The organism is Terrabacter ginsenosidimutans, from assembly GCF_039539425.1.
GTDB lineage: Bacteria > Actinomycetota > Actinomycetes > Actinomycetales > Dermatophilaceae > Terrabacter > Terrabacter ginsenosidimutans.
This window is the reverse complement of the sequence record NZ_BAABDC010000003.1, coordinates 325770-342776: the sequence shown is the minus strand read 5'-3', so window position 1 is coordinate 342776 and position 17007 is coordinate 325770. Positions and strand designations below refer to the sequence as shown.

Genomic DNA, 17007 nt, shown 5'->3' with positions numbered 1-17007 from the left:
TCGTTCCTCACGGGGAGGAACGAAAAGTTACCCTAGCGCCTCGGGTCCGCATCCACGAAATCGACCCCTCGGCCCTACGGATGAGTACTGAAATTCCTGCAAGAAACCGACAACGAGTCGTCGGATTTCTTGCGGCGCCGACAGGGTGTGAGCCGTCTCACCGGCCGTCGCCCCACTTGGGGCCAAAGGCGCTCCCGGCGGCGCGTACCTTGAAGTCATCACGTCATCTGTTCAGCATGTGGACACCTGCAGCCCGATCCGGGTCTGCCCAGGATCCACGTGGGAACAGCTTCACACCGGCACGACGTGGTGCCGGGCGGCACCGCGCGCGAAGGGATGGGCCCCGAGTTGACCACGACCCACGAGAAACAGACACACACGACGCACGCGGGACTGTCCGCCTGGGTCGAGCAGGTCGCCGAGCTGACGCAGCCGCGCGACATCCGCTGGATCACCGGCTCCTCCGAGGAGTGGACAGAGCTGACCGACCAGCTCGTCGAGTCCGGCACCTTCGTGCGACTCGACGAGAGCAAGAAGCCGAACTCCTTCTACTGCGCGAGCGACCCGACCGACGTCGCCCGCGTCGAGGACCGGACCTACATCTGCTCCGCCGAGGAGAAGGACGCCGGGCCCACCAACAACTGGATGGCCCCGGCGCAGATGAAGGCCATCATGACGGACCTCTACCGCGGCAGCATGCAGGGCCGCACGATGTACGTCATCCCGTTCGTCATGGGTCACATCGATGCCAAGGAGCCGATGTTCGGCGTCGAGATCACCGACTCGGCCTACGTCGCCGTCTCGATGCTCGTCATGGCCCGTTGCGGCACCACGGTCCTGCGGGCCATCGAGAAGACGGACGCCGACTTCGTGCCGGCGCTCCACTCCGTCGGCGCCCCGCTGGCCGAGGGCCAGGACGACGTGAAGTGGCCGTGCTCGGACACGAAGTACATCGTCCACTTCCCCGAGGAGCGGACCATCTGGAGCTACGGCTCCGGCTACGGCGGCAACGCCCTGCTCGGCAAGAAGTGCTACGCCCTGCGCATCGCCTCGGCGATCGCCCGCGACGAGGGGTGGATGGCCGAGCACATGCTCATCCTCAAGCTCACCTCGCCCAAGGGCTCGGTCCACTACGTCGCGGCGGCCTTCCCCTCGGCCTGTGGCAAGACGAACCTCGCGATGATCACGCCCACCGTCCCCGGCTGGAAGGCCGAGATGGTCGGCGACGACATCGCCTGGATGCGGTTCGGCGAGGACGGCCGTCTCTACGCCGTGAACCCGGAGGCGGGTCTCTTCGGCGTGGCCCCCGGCACGGGTCACTCGACCAACCCGAACGCGATGGCGACCGTCGGGCTCGGCAACTCGGTCTTCACCAACGTCGCCCTCACGGACGACGGCGACGTCTGGTGGGAGGGCATGACGGACGAGCCGCCGGCCCACCTCACCGACTGGCTCGGCAACAGCTGGACGCCCGCCGACGGCGAGGCGGGCACGAAGGCCGCCCACCCGAACAGCCGCTTCTGCACCCCGATCGCGCAGTGCCCCATCGCGGCCCCCGAGTACGACAGCCCCGACGGCGTGCCGATCGACGCGATCCTCTTCGGGGGGCGCCGGAAGTCGACCGTGCCGCTCGTCTACGAGTCGCGCGACTGGCAGCACGGCACCTTCATCGGCGCGACGCTCTCCTCGGAGACCACCGCTGCCGCGACCGGTGCCGTCGGGGTCGTCCGCCGCGACCCGATGGCGATGCTGCCCTTCATCGGGTACCACGCCGGCGACTACATGAACCACTGGCTCGAGATCGGCAAGAGCGCGGACGCCTCCAAGCTCCCCCGCATCTTCGGGGTCAACTGGTTCCGCCGCGACGACGAGGACGGCTCGTTCCTCTGGCCCGGGTTCGGCGAGAACAGCCGCGTCCTCAAGTGGGTCATCGAGCGCCTCGAGGGCAACGCCGAGGCCGTGGAGACCCCGATCGGGTTCGTGCCGACCGGGAGCTCACTCGACGTCGACGGGCTCGACATGACGCCCGAGCAGGTCGCCAAGGCCCTCAAGGTCGACGCGGCCGACTGGGAGAAGGAGCTGCCCCTCATCCAGGAGTGGTTCGAGAAGTTCGGCGACCAGCTCCCCGCGGAGCTGTGGGCCGAGTTCGACGGTCTCAAGGCCCGCGTCAGCGGTCACTGAGGTCGGTCCACCGCCTGCTGGCCGGCGGGCGGCGGACGACGTGATGCAGGGCCCGGCACCTCACGGTGCCGGGCCCTCCGTCATGGGTCGAGTCGTCACCCGAGGACGTATGCCGTGTCGCCGGCACCGGGCCCACGCGCTCGTGTCCCGCCGCCCCGTGAGTGGGGTACATGAGGGACATGAGCGACCCAGACGGCTACACCCGTGACGAGAGCGAGGCCCAGCGACTCGACCGCAACTTCAACGAGCAGCTCCAGGAGCTGCGGATCGCCCAGGCCGGCGTGCAGATCCTCTTCGCGTTCCTGCTGACCATCCCGTTCCAGCAGCGCTTCACGACGCTGACCGACCTGCAGCGCGACATCTACGTCGTCACACTCGTGTCCATCGCGATCAGCACGCTCGTCTTCATGACTCCCGTCGCGATGCACCGCATGCTGTTCCGTGAGGGGCTCAAGGACTTCGTCGTCCGGCACACCGACACGTTGATCGGCACGGGGCTGCTGTTCCTCGTCGTCGGCATCATCGGTGGCGTCGTGCTCGTGCTCGACGTCCTGCTCTCGCACACGACCGCCCTGTGGATCGGCGGCGGGCTGACCCTGCTCGCGATCGCCCTGTGGCTCGTGCTCCCGCTGACCCAGCGCCGCCGCCGACGCCGTGAGGACGCCGCCCCCTGAACCGTCGAGAGGCCACGACTGGCCCCTCTGAACCGTCGAGAGGCCACGTCTGGCCCCTCTGAACCGTCGAGAGGCCACGTCTGGCCCCCTCTGGACCGTCGAGAGGCCACGTTTGGTCGCCCCCCCCCCAGCTCAGGTCGGCGGCGGGACACCGTCGCTGACGAGCCCCACGCGTTCGATAACGAAGAAGGACCCCCGACGAAAAAGCGTGTCGGGGGTCCTTCTTCGTTGGCGGAGGCGGCGGGATTTGAACCCGCGAGAGGTTTTATCCTCAACCCGCTTAGCAGGCGGGCGCACTAGGCCACTATGCGACGCCTCCGTGCCCGGGCACGAGGCCGCTGAAGCGACGCCGGATGCACGGGCGGACACAGGCTACCGGCCCGCGGACCGCAACCCAAACCGGGTCCTGATCGGCACGCCCATGTGACTGTCGACGCGCGATGAGGTAGTTCCTAGGATCACCGTGCACAATGGCAGGGTTGCCCACCCAGGACGACAGGTGACGACTGCCCTGCCCGAGAGGATCGTATGACCGACGCCACCGCGCCGCGACCACGCCGCGACGATGCGCCCAGCGGTCGAGAGACCCTCCGACGTCAGCTCAAGGCCGGTTTCCGTCGCTCGCTCGGCCTCACCGCGCTCGGCACGGTCATACCCGGTGCAGGTCTGACCCAGACGCGCAGCCGGCGTCTCGGATGGGCGGTCCTGACGCTGTTCCTGCTGACCGGGGTCGTCATCGCCTACGTCGTGCTGCGCGACGGCATCACCAACGCCGCACTGTCCCTCGTCGCGCGCCCGTCGCTGCTGCAGGGGGTCGCAGTCGGCTTCGTCGTCATCGGGATCCTCTGGTGCGGCTCGATCATCCTCACTGCGGTCCAGTCCCGTCCCACGCGGCTGGACCGCACCCGCACGCGCACCCTGGCCGCACTGACGACGGTCCTCGTCTTCCTCGTCGCCGGCTCCACGTTCAAGGTGGCCGAGTACACCTTCATCACGACCGACACCGTGAACCAGGTCTTCGGCAGCACCGCCTCGGGAGGCGGCCCGGCGGGATCGGGAGTCAACGTCACCACCGAGGGGGACGACCCCTGGGCCAACCAGGCCCGGGTCAACATCCTGCTGCTCGGCTCGGATGCCGGCGCCGACCGCACGGGCATCCGCACCGACTCGATGATCGTGGCCAGCATCGACACGAAGACGGGTCGCACCGCTCTCATCTCGATGCCGCGCAACCTGCTCTACGCGCCCCTGGCACCCAACAGCCCGCTGCGCGCGCGCTACCCGTCGGGCCACTTCGGCGAACCGGAGTCGACCTGCTCGCAGAACAGTCCCGGCGTCACCGGCCAGTGCATGCTGACCAACCTCTACGTCGAGGCCGAGGCCTATGCCAAGGCCCACCCCGGGGCCTACCCCGCAGGCTCGGTGCCCGGCCGCCAGGAGATCCGCGGAGCGGTGCAGGAGATCCTCGGCCTGCAGATGAACCAGATGGTCATCGTCGACCTCTACGGCTTCCAGCAGCTCATCGACGCCATGGGCGGACTCGATGTCAACGTCAAGCTGAGCGGCAACGGCACGAAGCTGACGGTCGGCGGTCAGCACGACGCCTCCGGGCGCATCTTCGGCGTCAAGGGCTACTTCGAGCCGGGTCGCCAGCACCTCGACGGCTACCACGCCCTCTGGTACGCCAGGACCCGCGCGGCCGACGACGACACCCACCGCCAGATGCGCCAGCGCTGCGTCGTGCAGGCCATCGTGCAGCAGGTCAACCCCGCCTCGATGGTGTCGCGCTACCCGGAGATCGCCAAGATCCTCAAGCAGCGGATCTACACCGACATCCAGGCCAGGTCCCTCCCTGCCTTCGTGCAGCTCGTCGAGCGGGTGCAGAAGGCCAAGATCACGAGCGTCGCCCTCACGTCCACCCAGGGTGTCTACTCCGGCAACCCCGACTACGCCCTCGTGCGCCAGCTCGTCAAGAAGGCCATCGCCCCGCCCAAGCCGGCGGCCACGCCGTCGACGAGCACGCCCAAGCCCTCGTCGACCAAGACACGGACGCCGTCGACGCCCAGCCCCACGACGACCCCGTACGAGCAGTGCTGACGGCGCCGCACGGCATACGCCGTCGGCTGTCCCGCCGTCCTCGGCGCTGAGCATCCAGGGCAAACGAAGGCCCCCCGGTCGAGACCGGGGGGCCTTCGCACAAACGACTGTGCGGTGAAGCGGTGTCGCTCGTTAAGGGTGAACAGATCCCTCTGATCAGAGCGGACGAACCGCGTCAGCCTGGGGGCCCTTCGGACCCTGGGTGACCTCGAACTCGACTCGCTGCGCCTCTTCCAGCGAACGGTAGCCGTTCGACTGGATGGCCGAGTAGTGGACGAAAACGTCGGGGCCGCCGCCGTCCTGGGCGATGAAACCAAAGCCCTTCTCAGCGTTGAACCACTTGACGGTGCCCTGTGCCATACGGGTGACTCTTCCTTCTTCTAGCGTGTGGAACGACGCACCTCGCGCATCCCAAGCTGCCGCTTTGACTCCACTCGACGGGCGAACCCGCCGCTGTCGACAAGAAATCCCGCCACCATTGCGGATGACGGGCACCTGCTCGACGCCGAGGAACTGCAACTGCAACCGCGACGAACCTAGCAGAATACCCGTCGTTCAGCCCCTCGGATGCCACCAGATGTTGGGCGTTCAGGAGCCGTTCGTCGCGCCGTCACTCCGGGTGCCCCGCAGGGCCAGTCGCGGCGCCCGGTCCCCCCTGATCGTGGCCACCATGTCGACGACCCGGCGGGTCGCGCGGACGTCGTGCGCGCGGAACACCGTGGCCCCGAGCCAGGCGGCGACGGCCGTTGCAGCAAGCGACCCCTCGAGGCGCTCCTCGGCAGGGAGGTCGAGGGACTCCCCGACGAAGTCCTTGCGCGACATCGCCTGCAGGACAGGGTAGTTCAGTGCCACGACGTCGGCCGTGTGCCGCAGCACCTCGAGCGAGTGCGCGGTGGTCTTGCCGAAGTCGAGCGTCGGGTCGACGAGGATCCGCTCACGAGGTATGCCGGCCCGCTCGGCCGCGAGCGCCCCGTCGGCCAGGGTGCGCACGACGTCTCTCACGACGTCGAGCGGGTCGTCGCCATAGGTGACGTCCACGGGGTCGGTGCGGGGCGGAAGGCCGCCGGTGTGTGAGATGACGTAGCCGGCTCCGATGCCCGCGGCGACGTGGACGAGCTCGCGGTCGTGGCCGGCCCACGTGTCGTTGACGAGGTCGACGACACCGTCGGCCTCGCGGGCCACCTCCGACCGCCAGGTGTCGAGGCTGAGGAGGACGTCGGGATGCTCCGAGCGGGCCCACTGGAGGAAGGGAACGACCCGGCGGATCTCCTCCTCGGCATCGACCACCTCGCCCTCCTGACCGGCACGCACGCCTCCGACGTCGACGAGGTCGGCGCCGAGCTCGACCGCGTCGACGAAGGCCGCGCGGGCGGACTCGAGGTCGGCATGCCGGTTGCCGCTGAAGAAGGAGTCTCGGGTGCGGTTGACGATCGCCATGACAGCCGGTGACGCGGCGTCGAACCGCTTGCCGCGCAGGACGAGCGGGCTCGCCGACGGCAGCTGGAGCGGGGCCAGCCGGCTCAGGATCTCGGCGGTGTCAGGCGCGGGATCCGAGCCGGAATGTCTGGTCACACTGTCGTATCTCACGGCCCCCGCCAAAGGTCAACGGGCGTCTCGGCCATGGTTGCCGAACTGTTACCATTGTGACGCAGACATCGCCCGCGACCCGGCCATGCTCCCGGCAGGGTCGCGGGTGGTCCGCCGGTCCTGATCGTCCCGCAATGACGGTCGACCACCGAGCCCTTCGACACGTTCGTCAGGGCTCAGCAAGAAGGAAACTGAATACAGAGATGTCGTACATCGTGTCGTTCTTCGCGGCCATGAACCGTCCGTCCAAGACCATGCCGGTCGGTCAGTACAACTCCAGCACGACGTTCGAGGAGAGGCTCGGCCTGCTCTGAGGGCGCGTGCACGTCTGGTCTCACCGTCGAGGCCGGCGCCATGAGAACAAAAGGGACTCCGGATCTCCGGGGCCCCTTTTTTCATGCCCGGGGCGATGCGGACGAGGGACCGCGCCGCGGATAGACTTCCGCGGACACTGGAGGGCTCGCATAGTGGCCGAGTGCGGCGGTCTTGAAAACCGCTATGGGTTCATAGCCCATCGTGGGTTCGAATCCCACGCCCTCCGCCAGGACGCTCCGACGGTGCGGAGCACATCAGGATGCCGCGACGGTGCGGTCGGGTCAGATGAACATCGCCGGGTCAAGCCACTGGTTGGTGGCGTCCCGCTTCGGGAAGCGGACGACGGCCGGTATGCCGGTCGCCACCGCGCCGGCTGGAACGTCCTTGACGACAACGGAGTTCGCGCCGATCTGCACGTCGTCCCCGACGTGGACGGGTCCGAGCACGCGGGCGCCCGCGCCGATGGTGACGCGGTTGCCGACCGTCGGGTGGCGCTTGACGTGCTGCAGCGAACGGCCGCCGAGCGTGACCCCGTGGTAGAGCATGACGTCGTCGCCGACCTCGGCCGTCTCGCCGATGACGACACCCATGCCGTGGTCGATGAAGAACCGCCGTCCGAGCCGGGCCGCGGGGTGGATCTCGACACCGGTGATCGAGCGCGTCATCGTGGCGAGCACCCGGGCGGGCAGCCGCCCACCGGGGCGCTTCCACAGCGCGTGCAGTCCGCGGTGGGCCCAGATGGCGTGCAGCCCCGGCGAGGTCAGGACGACCTCGAGCCGCGAGTTCGCCGCGGGGTCGCGCGCGATGGCGCCGTCGACGTCCTCGAGCGCACGGTCGGCGAGCTTGCGCACGAGGCCGAGCGGGCCGGCATACGAACGCTCGTCGGAGACGACGCGCACGTCCTCGCCGCCCTCACCGCGCACGAGCGTCAACGGCTTCTCGGCCGGCCGTGGCTCGTGGTCGATCTGTGGTGCGGTGCTCATGGGCACGACTCCTAGGTGGTGATGCCGGTGGGAGGGACGTCAGTCGACGAGGCCCTCGAAGAGGATGGTGGACAGGTAGCGCTCGCCGAACGACGGGATGATGACGACGATCGTCTTGCCCTTGTTCTCCTCACGCTGCGCGACCTGGACGGCGGCGGCGAGTGCGGCTCCGGACGACAGTCCGACGAGCAGGCCCTCCTCGGTGGCGGCGCGACGGGCCCACTTCACGGACGTCTCGGCGTTGACGTCGATGACCTCGTCGTAGACCTCGGTGTCGAGGATCTCGGGGACGAAGTTGGCGCCGATGCCCTGGATCTTGTGGGGGCCGGGCTGGCCGCCATTGAGGATCGCGGACTCCTCGGGCTCGACGGCGATGATCTGCACGCCGGGCTTGCGCGCCTTGAGCACCTGGCCCACGCCCGTGATGGTGCCTCCGGTGCCGATGCCGGCCACGACGATGTCGACCTGGCCGTCGGTGTCCTTCCAGATCTCCTCGGCCGTCGTCTTGCGGTGGATCTCGGGGTTCGCGACGTTGGCGAACTGGCGCGCGAGCACGCCACCGCGCTCGGCGGCGATCTCCTCGGCCTTGGCGACGGCGCCCTTCATGCCGGTCGACGGATCGGTGAGGACAAGCTCGGCACCGAAGGCGCGCAGCAGCGCGCGGCGCTCCTTGCTCATCGACTCGGGCATGGTGAGCACGACCGTGTAGCCGCGGGCCGCGCCGACCATGGCGAGCGCGATCCCGGTGTTGCCCGAGGTCGCCTCCACGATCGTGCCGCCGGGCTTCAGCTCCCCGCTCGCCTCGGCCGCGTCGACGATGGCCACGCCGATGCGGTCCTTGACCGAGCTGGCGGGGTTGTAGAACTCGAGCTTGGCCGCGACCGTCGCGTCGGCGCCGTCGGTGATCTTGTTGAGGCGCACGAGCGGCGTGTTGCCGATCAGCTTGGTCACGTCGTCGTAGATCGGCATTGCGAAGGCCCTTTCGGCGGGTGCGGCGAATCGGTCTGGTGACCCGGTCAACATCGACAACCGGGTCTTCGTTATACATATTCCAACACGTCGTTATCCAGCGCCACGCGGCGCCCACGATCCGAACGCACACCGGGGCGTTCCCCGGGCGTATGCCGGGTGGCGAGCACCGGCACCTGCGCGCCGCGCAGCCACCAAGGCGCGGCGCGGCCGAGGGGGCCGCCGCTGGCGCGACGACCCCCTCGGCGTGTCCGGTTTCCTCGGTGCCCCTGACCGGTTCAGCTGACGGTCTGGAAGTAGTTGCGGTCCATCCAGTGCACAACCTTGCGGCCGATGACGGTCCCCTGGACATCCGCGCTGCGGAAGTGGATGCCACCCCAGACGCGCGCGTCGATGACCTCCTTGGTGATGAGGGAGAGCCGCTCGAAGTGCCGCGGTTCACCGGGGAAGCGACCGGACCGCATGTCCACGGCGATCTTGTCGGTCCCGAAGAAGCTCATGACGGTGTTCACCGCCGCGCCCGTGACGCAGCCATGGCCAGAAGGGTGCTCCGGGAACGCCGGGGTCGCCAAGGGCGGAGAGGTGGGCGTGGCTGGGTCGAAGAGCGAGCGCCAGCCGGGGTCGGCAACGGTGTCAGGGTTGCCGTCGGTGTCCGCCTCGCGGATCGCGGCGATCGGACGCCACGCGTTCCACCGGTACTTGTCGCTCCAGCAGGCGATCGCTGCGTCCGCCGTGGCGAGGTCGATCATCGCCAGCAGCCGGGCAGCATCCGCGGTCCCGAGACGACGGTCGACGATGAGGTCCCGGCCGAGCCCGTTCCACAGAGCCGCAGGGGCGAACTGCCAGAAGATCGCCGCCGTCGTCTGGTCGGCGGTGCGCGTGGTGCTGTTCAACGCACCCAGCGACTTCACCTCGTTGAACTCCTTGGTGTACTCGGCACTCGTCGGGTCGTTCGGACCCTGGGTCCTGAACTGGTCCGATGCACGCATGACGAAGGGGCGCAGTCGCGCCACCCACGGGTCCGGGTCGAGTGCCGTCGGTGTCGCCGGCCGCCAGTCGCCCGCTCCGGTTCCGATGACGAAGGTCCAGGGAGCCATGAAGCCGTCGCCTACGCGGCTGGCGAGCATCGCGCTTGCCGCGGCCCTCCCGGCCCGGACACCCTCGTTCTCTGCAGGGCCGTCCGGGATCTCTGCCAGGGTGGCCGCGAGTGCCGCGTCGAGGTCGGCCCACAGGCCGCTCGGTGTGATCGCGCGCAGGACGCCGTGCGAGGCGGCCGCGATGGCGGCGTCGGTGGAGGCCCACGGCTCGACGCCGAGCGCATGGACGTCCACCAGGTATGCCGTGTGGCCGCGGTCGATGGCCGTGACGGCGTCGTAGACGGCCCCCTGCACCATCGCCATGCCGCGGGACTGGCCGTGCGCGCTCGGGCGCAGCCCGATGGCGATGCCCTGGGCACGCAGGTTCCATTCACGAAGGACGGTCGTGTCCGTGGCGGATGCGCTCGCAGCGCCATGCCCGGTGGCTTGCGCCGCCGCGCCCGGCGGGGCGAGTGCGGCGCCGCAGAGCGCGGCCGCGGCGGTGAGGGCGACCGGGGCGAGGTGTCGGCGAGTGATGTGCAACATGTGAGTACCTCCTCAAGGTGTGAGCCGCACGGCGTCACAGCCCTCGAGACGCCGGGCGATCCTTTCAGGATGGCACCGCTCTCGGCGTACGCTCAGGTTTCCCCCAGACCCTGCGTCAGCAACCGGGCCAAACGGGACGAGCGTCACGCCGCGACGGCCGTCACATTCACGGGGCGGTTGTTAACTCGTCAGTAGACTCCCCGGCATGAGTGCGCTCCAGATCGTCGCCGTCGTCGTCTGCCTCGGCGTCACCGCCGTCGCCGTCGCCCTGCTCGTCAAGACGGTCAACCACTTCCTCGCGACGTTCCGGCTCGGGCAGCCCGAGGACCGCGGCGATGACAAGGGGGCCCGCACCCGGACGCTGCTGCGCGAGTTCCTCGGGCACACCCGCATGTCGCGCCTGCCGGTCGTCGCGATCGCGCACTGGTTCACGATGGTCAGCTTCGGCGTCCTCTTCTTCACGCTCCTCAACGCGTTCGGACAGCTCTTCGCGCCGGACTTCGTGCTGCCGGTCATCGGCCACTTCTTCCTCTACGAGTGGGTCACCGACTTCTTCGCCTTCGCGGGCTTCATCTCGATCCTCGTGCTCATGGCGATCCGGCAGAAGAACCACCCGCGTTCGGCCGCCGGCGAGGACGGCCGCCGCAGCCGCTTCTTCGGGTCCACGTGGTGGCAGGCCTACTACGTCGAGCTGACGATCCTCGGCGTCACGCTCTGCATCGGACTGCTCCGTGCGCTGGAGTGGACCCTCGCCCGCAAGACCGGCACCGGGATGGACACCGCGCTGCACTTCCCGCTGACGGGCTGGATCGGCAACTTCTTCACGGGCCTGTCGATCGGAGCCATCGAGAACCTCATCGTCGTCATCGCCGCGATCAAGATCATCATCAGCTTCGCGTGGATGATCACCATCGCCCTCCAGCCGACGATGGGTGTCGCCTGGCACCGCTTCCTCGCCTTCTTCAACATCTTCTTCAAGCGCCACGCCGACGGCCGCACGAGCCTCGGGGAGCTGCAGCCGATCCGCGTGGGTGGCGAGGTGCTCGACTTCGAGAACGTCGACGAGCTCGACGAGGACGCGGCGCTGGGCGTCGGCAAGGTCGAGGACTTCACGTGGAAGGGCCTGCTCGACTTCACGACGTGCACCGAGTGCGGTCGCTGCCAGAGCCAGTGCCCCGCCTGGAACACCGACAAGCCCCTCTCCCCCAAGCTGCTCGTCATGACGTTGCGTGACCACGCGTACGCGAAGTCGCCGTGGCTGCTCGCCTCGGAGGAGGTCCGCAAGGGTGGGATCGACTCTGCCGAGGGCTTCAGCGACGCCACAAAGGGCGCCGTCGCCACCGAGCAGCTCGTCGGCGAGACCGGCTACGACATCCGTCACCCGCTGACGGCCTACAACCCGCACGGTCCCGACGCCGTCATCGACGAGGACGTCCTCTGGTCCTGCACGACCTGCGGCGCCTGCGTCGAGCAGTGCCCGGTCGACATCGAGCACGTCGACGCCATCGTCGACATGCGCCGCTACAAGAACCTCATCGAGTCGGCCTTCCCCGCCGAGCTCAACGGCCTCTTCAAGAACCTCGAGAAGAACAGCAACCCGTGGGGTCTCGCGCCGCGCCTGCGGATGGACTGGGCCAAGGACCTCCCCTTCGAGGTCAAGCAGGTCGGCCAGGACGTCGAGGACCTCTCCGAGGTCGACTACCTCTTCTGGGTCGGCTGCGCCGGCGCCTACGAGGACCGCGCCAAGAAGACGACGCGTGCCGTCGCCGAGCTGCTCGACACGGCGGGCGTCAGCTTCGCCGTGCTCGGTGACGGCGAGGCCTGCACCGGCGACTCGGCCCGCCGCGCCGGCAACGAGTTCCTCTTCCAGATGCTCGCCCAGCAGAACGTCGAGACCCTCAACGAGGTCGGCGCGACGAAGATCGTCGTCACCTGTGCGCACTGCTTCAACACCATCAAGAACGAGTACCCCCAGCTCGGCGGACAGTACGAGGTGCTGCACCACACGCAGCTGCTCAACCGACTCGTCCGCGAGAAGCGCCTGACTCCCGTCGCCCGCCCCGGCGACGCGTCCTCGGCCGGCACCCTGACCGGCGCAGCCTCGACCGGCGCGAAGGTCACCTACCACGACCCGTGCTACCTCGGCCGGCACAACCAGGTCTACGCGCCACCGCGCGAGCTGCTCCAGATCCTGCCCGGTGTCGAGTACGCCGAGATGGAGCGCAGCAAGGAGAAGTCCTTCTGCTGCGGCGCCGGCGGCGCTCGCATGTGGATGGAGGAGAAGCTCGGCACGCGGATCAACACCAACCGCACCGAGGAGGCCCTCGCGACGGGCGCCGAGCGCATCGCCGTCGGCTGCCCCTTCTGCAAGGTCATGCTCTCCGACGGCCTCAACGCCGCCATCCAGGACGGCAAGGCCACCGACGCCGTCGAGGTCGTCGACGTCGCGCAGATGCTGCTCGCCGCCGTGCGTCGCAGCGACGGTGACGGGGGCAGCGCCGAGACCCGGACACCGGAGCCCCAGCCCGACCCGGAGCCGGCGCCCGTCGCCTGAGCCCGTCGCCTGAGCCCGCCGGACGGCATACGCACGACCGGGATCGAAGGCCCCTCCGCGAGGAGGGGGCCTTCGATCTCACGGGGGTGAGCCCGGGTCAGAGGATGCCGCGGGCGGCGAAGGCCTTCGTCACCTGGTTGGCCGCCGAGGTGCCGTAGAGCCGCTGGGCCGCCCCGACGGTGGCAAGCGCCGCGTCGCGGAAGGAGGTGTCCTTGGCGAAGGCGAACTGAGCCTCGATGATCGTCGTCGTGCCCTTGACGTCGCCGAGCGCAGCGCGGATGTCCCACAGCGCCCGCGACCAGATCTCACCGTCGCGGTGGACCTCGCCCTGGACGTCCGTCGGGTACACCTTCGTCCCGTCGAGCCGGCGCAGGCAGTGCGGGACGGTGCTCGTGTACGAGACCGAGTCCCAGTCGGCGACACAGGCCTCCGGCGTGCGGGTCGGGGCACCCGCGGCCCAGCTCGTGACGACCACGGCGAGGTAGTCGCCGAAGCCCTCGCCGATGGCCCCGGACTCGAGGTTCGTCCCGAACCCCGGGACCTGCGCGTCCTGCACCGAGTGGCCGTACTCGTGCACGATGACCTCGGCGTCCTCGGCGTCGTCGACGCCGCCCTTGCCGAGCGTGATGTTGGCCTTGTCCTCGCGGAAGAACGAGTTGTCGCCGCCGTACTGGTCGATCCTCGCCTGGATCTGGCGCTGGTTGACCGGGCGCAGGGTCGACCCGAAGCCCAGGTGCTGGAGGTACGACTGGGCCGTCGTGACCCAGTAGTAGGCCATGACCTGCTCGAACTGGTCGCTGTCTCGGTGCCAGGCCGGGAAGGCTCCGTCGAGCGACGTCGCCGCCCGCCCTGTCGAGCTCTTGACCCGCACGTAGGCGCCGGTCAGCGTTCCGGAGGCGTCGAGGTCGGTGAGGGTCCGCCGGTGGTAGGCCGGAGCCAGGGCCGGGTAGTCGGCGTCCTTCTGGTCCGTGAGGGACTCGATGCCGAGCTCCTGCACGGGGCTGGGCAGGAACACCGTCCCCGTGGCGGTCCCCGAGTAGGGCGGCGATGCGCCCTGGGCGCCCTGGGCCGGAACGGCCATCGCTGCGAGCGCCGCGGTGACGACGACCCCGAGCCCCATTGCTTTCCGACGTGTGACCATGGCGCAACCCCCACTCATCGATGTCCCTCGCGCCAGCCTAGGCCGCCGAGGGCAGCCGTGGAGGCCTCTCGGGGTCATGAGCCGGCGATCGCCCCGCCACACCGTGAGAACGCTCTCACGGAGTCTTGACGGCGGTTGCCGCACCCGCCAAGGTCGGGCTCATGACTCAACGACGAGAACGAGGCGGGTGGTCCGCCCGCGGGCTCCACCGACTGGCCCTCGCGGCCCTGGCCGTCGCGACCGCGGCCGTCCCGACCATTGCCGTCGCCGGGGCCGGTGCGGCGCCCACGACATCGTCCGCCACCGCTGCTGCTGCGGCCGGCATCGCTCCGGACCTCGGTCCGGGCACGCTCGTGCTCGACCCGTCCATGTCGACCGCCGACATCCAGGCCAAGGTGGACGCGATCGCCACCGCCCAGGTGTCCAACGAGATGGGGCCGGAGCGGCACGCGATCCTCTTCAAGCCCGGCACCTACGGCACCGCCGACAAGCCGCTGAACTTCCAGGTCGGCTACTACACGGAGGTCGCCGGCCTCGGCAAGGACCCGGGCGACGTCGTCATCAACGGCTCGGTCTACGTGCGCAACCAGTGCGGCTCGAGCGGGTGCATCGCGCTCAACAACTTCTGGCGCTCCATGTCCAACCTGACGATCAACGTGACCACCCCGGACTTCGGCTGCTACAGCGGGCAGTTCTGGGCCGTCTCGCAGGCGGCGCCGCTGCGCCGGGTGCACGTCAAGGGCCAGACGACGCTCATGGACTACTGCACCGGCCCGTCCTTCGCCAGCGGCGGCTTCATCGCCGACTCACGTTTCGACGGGGCCGTCATCAACGGCTCGCAGCAGCAGTTCTTCACCCGCAACAGCACGGTCGGCAGCTGGTCCAACGGCGTCTGGAACCAGGTCTTCTCCGGCACCCAGGGCGCCCCCGCCGAGTGCTTCCCCGCAGCCACCGCGTGCGGCGGCCCCTACACGACCGTCGCCAAGACCTCCGTGAGCCGCGAGAAGCCCTACCTGTACGTCGACGACGCCGGCGCGTACCGCGTCTTCGTGCCGGCAGCCGCCCGCGACACGAGTGGCACGACGTGGGCCTCCGGGTCGACGCCGGGGCGCTCGGTCGCCATCAGTGACTTCTTCGTCGCCAGGCCGTCGGACTCGGCGCAGGCGATCAACCGCGAGCTCGCCCGCGGTCGCAACCTGCTGCTCACGCCGGGCGTCTACCACCTCGACCAGACCCTGCGGGTCAAGCGGGCCGACACCGTCGTGCTGGGCCTCGGGCTGGCCAGCCTCACCCCCACCACAGGCCAGGTGGCGATGAGCGTCGCCGACGTGCCGGGTGTCGACATCGCCGGCATCACCTTCGACGCCGGGCCGGTCAGCTCGCCCGTCCTGCTGCAGCTCGGCACCCGGCGTGCAGCCGCGGGGCAGGGCCCCAGCCGTGCCGGGTGGAGCGACGCCGCAGACCCGACTGCGCTGCAGGACGTCTTCTTCCGCATCGGTGGGCCCTACGTCGGCAAGGCCACCGTCAGCCTCGAGGTCAACAGCGACCACGTCGTGCTCGACGACATCTGGGCCTGGCGGGCCGACCACGGCAACGGCGTCGGGTGGACGAGCAACACCGCCGACACCGGTCTCGTCGTCAATGGCGACCACGTCACTGCCACAGGGCTTTTCGTCGAGCACTACCAGAAGACCGAAGTCATCTGGAACGGTGAGCACGGGTCCGTCACGTTCTTCCAGAACGAGCTGCCCTACGACCCGCCGAGCCAGGCCGCGTGGATGTCGAGCCCGGGGCACGAGGGCTACCCGGCCCTGCTCGTCGGCTCCGGCGTGAAGAGCTTCTCGGGAACCGGCATGGGGTCCTACAGCTTCTTCAACCAGGGTGTCGACGTCTTCGCCGCCAACGCGTTCGAGGTGCCCACGACGCCCGGCGTGCGCCTGCACGACCTGCTGACGATCTTCCTCGACCCGTCCACCGGCAAGGGTGGCATCCGCAACGTCGTCAACGGCGTCGGCGGCTCGTCGACCATCGCCAACCCGGACGTGCCCGTCACGGTCGTCGACTACCCCTGACCACGCGCCTCCCGGCCCGGCGGTCGTATGCCGTCGGGCCGGGACGCATGGTCCCCTGCAGCCGCTAGGGTGAGCCGATGACTGCAGACCTGACGGCCGTCGCCCGTGACCTCGCACCCACCGGCACGCTCCGCGCGTCGATCAACCTCGGCAACCCCGTTCTCGCGCAAGGCAGCCCGTCTGATCCTTCCGGCGTCACGGTCGACATCGCTCGTGAGGTCGCCGACCGGCTGGGGGTGCCGGTGTCGTTCGCGTGCTTCGACGCCGCACGCAAGTCCTTCGATGCGATGGCCACCGGGTCGGCCGACCTGTGCTTCCTCGCCGTCGACCCGGCACGCGCCGCCGACGTCGCCTTCACGGCTCCGTACGTCCTCATCGAGGGCGTCTTCGTCGTGCCCACCGAATCGCCGCTCACAGCCGCTGCCGACGTCGACCGGGAGGGCGTACGCGTCGGGGTCAAGCAGGGCTCCGCCTACGACCTCCACCTGACCCGCACGCTCCAGCGCGCCGCCATCGTGCGCGGCGACGAGGGTGTCGACGTCTTCGTCGCCGAGGGCCTCGAGGTCGGTGCCGGGATCCGTGAGCCCGTGACCGCCTTCGCCGCCAGCCGCGACGACGTGCGGGTGATCGACGAGTCGTTCATGCAGATCGAGCAGGCTGTCGGCACGACCCGTTCGCGATCGGCGCAGACCGTCACCTTCCTGCACGCCCTCGTCGAGGAGCTCAAGGCGAACGGCTTCGTCGCGGACGCCCTGGCGAGATCCGGCCAGCGCGGCGCCACGGTGGCCCCGCCGAGCTGAGCAGACGGCATA

At 69.3% G+C, this 17007-nt stretch carries 12 protein-coding genes and 2 tRNA genes; 7 read left to right on the top strand and 7 right to left on the bottom strand.

Going from position 1 to position 17007, the window contains the following annotated elements; all coding sequences use genetic code 11:
• Positions 1-336 precede the first annotated feature (336 nt).
• Both ABD831_RS11900 and ABD831_RS11895 read left to right on the top strand, forming a co-directional pair.
• Positions 337-2181 (top strand): phosphoenolpyruvate carboxykinase (GTP), encoded by a 1845-nt coding sequence (locus ABD831_RS11900; protein WP_344946920.1) that lies wholly within the window; start codon positions 337-339, stop codon positions 2179-2181.
• Between the two features lie 179 nt (positions 2182-2360).
• On the top strand, positions 2361-2855 hold the full coding sequence (locus ABD831_RS11895; protein ID WP_344946386.1) for a DUF6328 family protein: 495 nt from the start codon (positions 2361-2363) through the stop codon (positions 2853-2855).
• Between the two features lie 229 nt (positions 2856-3084).
• On the opposite strand, the gene ABD831_RS11890 is transcribed toward ABD831_RS11895, so the two are convergent.
• Positions 3085-3174, bottom strand: a tRNA-Ser gene (locus ABD831_RS11890).
• A 209-nt stretch (positions 3175-3383) separates the two neighbouring features.
• Here ABD831_RS11890 and ABD831_RS11885 point away from each other — a divergent pair.
• The gene (locus tag ABD831_RS11885; RefSeq protein ID WP_344946383.1) at positions 3384-4952 is read left to right on the top strand and encodes an LCP family protein; all 1569 of its coding nucleotides are present in this window, start codon (positions 3384-3386) and stop codon (positions 4950-4952) included.
• 156 nt (positions 4953-5108) lie between these two features.
• Here ABD831_RS11885 and ABD831_RS11880 read toward each other — a convergent pair whose 3' ends face one another.
• Complete coding sequence (locus ABD831_RS11880; protein WP_030200907.1) at positions 5109-5312, bottom strand: cold-shock protein; 204 nt, start codon at positions 5310-5312, stop codon at positions 5109-5111.
• Between the two features lie 228 nt (positions 5313-5540).
• Positions 5541-6476, bottom strand: a complete 936-nt coding sequence (gene folP, locus ABD831_RS11875) for a dihydropteroate synthase (RefSeq protein ID WP_425582818.1) — start codon at positions 6474-6476, stop codon at positions 5541-5543.
• A gap of 516 nt (positions 6477-6992) precedes the next feature.
• On the opposite strand from folP, the gene ABD831_RS11870 reads away from it, so the two are divergent.
• Positions 6993-7083 (top strand) — tRNA-Ser (locus ABD831_RS11870).
• Positions 7084-7135: 52 nt separating this feature from the next.
• Here the strand turns inward: ABD831_RS11870 and epsC are convergent.
• From epsC to ABD831_RS11855, 3 genes are all read right to left on the bottom strand, one after another.
• A complete protein-coding gene (epsC, locus tag ABD831_RS11865) occupies positions 7136-7837 on the bottom strand; it encodes a serine O-acetyltransferase EpsC (RefSeq protein ID WP_344946371.1) in 702 nt (233 codons plus the stop codon).
• 39 nt (positions 7838-7876) lie between these two features.
• A complete protein-coding gene (gene cysK, locus ABD831_RS11860) occupies positions 7877-8806 on the bottom strand; it encodes a cysteine synthase A (protein WP_344946368.1) in 930 nt (309 codons plus the stop codon).
• A 278-nt stretch (positions 8807-9084) separates the two neighbouring features.
• Positions 9085-10428 (bottom strand): vanadium-dependent haloperoxidase, encoded by a 1344-nt coding sequence (locus ABD831_RS11855; RefSeq protein ID WP_344946365.1) that lies wholly within the window; start codon positions 10426-10428, stop codon positions 9085-9087.
• Between the two features lie 205 nt (positions 10429-10633).
• On the opposite strand from ABD831_RS11855, the gene ABD831_RS11850 reads away from it, so the two are divergent.
• Positions 10634-12982 (top strand): heterodisulfide reductase-related iron-sulfur binding cluster, encoded by a 2349-nt coding sequence (locus tag ABD831_RS11850; protein WP_344946362.1) that lies wholly within the window; start codon positions 10634-10636, stop codon positions 12980-12982.
• A gap of 97 nt (positions 12983-13079) precedes the next feature.
• Here ABD831_RS11850 and ABD831_RS11845 read toward each other — a convergent pair whose 3' ends face one another.
• Positions 13080-14123, bottom strand: coding sequence for a M36 family metallopeptidase (locus tag ABD831_RS11845; protein ID WP_344946359.1), 1044 nt, complete (start codon positions 14121-14123; stop codon positions 13080-13082).
• A gap of 161 nt (positions 14124-14284) precedes the next feature.
• On the opposite strand from ABD831_RS11845, the gene ABD831_RS11840 reads away from it, so the two are divergent.
• Positions 14285-16195 carry a glycosyl hydrolase family 28-related protein gene (locus ABD831_RS11840; protein WP_344946357.1) on the top strand — a complete coding sequence of 637 codons (1911 nt, stop codon included), beginning with the start codon at positions 14285-14287 and terminating at the stop codon, positions 16193-16195.
• Between the two features lie 77 nt (positions 16196-16272).
• On the top strand, positions 16273-16995 hold the full coding sequence (locus ABD831_RS11835; RefSeq protein WP_344946354.1) for a transporter substrate-binding domain-containing protein: 723 nt from the start codon (positions 16273-16275) through the stop codon (positions 16993-16995).
• The last annotated feature ends 12 nt before the right edge of the window (positions 16996-17007 follow it).

What these genes read in the sequence shown, in the direction of transcription:
- ABD831_RS11900 (WP_344946920.1), top strand. Translation starts at nt 337, where the DNA reads ATGGGCCCCGAGTTGACCACGACCCACGAGAAACAGACACACACGACG.
- ABD831_RS11895 (WP_344946386.1), top strand. Translation starts at nt 2,361, where the DNA reads ATGAGCGACCCAGACGGCTACACCCGTGACGAGAGCGAGGCCCAGCGA.
- ABD831_RS11885 (WP_344946383.1), top strand. Translation starts at nt 3,384, where the DNA reads ATGACCGACGCCACCGCGCCGCGACCACGCCGCGACGATGCGCCCAGC.
- ABD831_RS11880 (WP_030200907.1), bottom strand. Translation starts at nt 5,312, where the DNA reads ATGGCACAGGGCACCGTCAAGTGGTTCAACGCTGAGAAGGGCTTTGGT.
- epsC (WP_344946371.1), bottom strand. Translation starts at nt 7,837, where the DNA reads ATGAGCACCGCACCACAGATCGACCACGAGCCACGGCCGGCCGAGAAG.
- cysK (WP_344946368.1), bottom strand. Translation starts at nt 8,806, where the DNA reads ATGCCGATCTACGACGACGTGACCAAGCTGATCGGCAACACGCCGCTC.
- ABD831_RS11855 (WP_344946365.1), bottom strand. Translation starts at nt 10,428, where the DNA reads ATGTTGCACATCACTCGCCGACACCTCGCCCCGGTCGCCCTCACCGCC.
- ABD831_RS11850 (WP_344946362.1), top strand. Translation starts at nt 10,634, where the DNA reads ATGAGTGCGCTCCAGATCGTCGCCGTCGTCGTCTGCCTCGGCGTCACC.
- ABD831_RS11845 (WP_344946359.1), bottom strand. Translation starts at nt 14,123, where the DNA reads ATGGTCACACGTCGGAAAGCAATGGGGCTCGGGGTCGTCGTCACCGCG.
- ABD831_RS11840 (WP_344946357.1), top strand. Translation starts at nt 14,285, where the DNA reads ATGACTCAACGACGAGAACGAGGCGGGTGGTCCGCCCGCGGGCTCCAC.
- ABD831_RS11835 (WP_344946354.1), top strand. Translation starts at nt 16,273, where the DNA reads ATGACTGCAGACCTGACGGCCGTCGCCCGTGACCTCGCACCCACCGGC.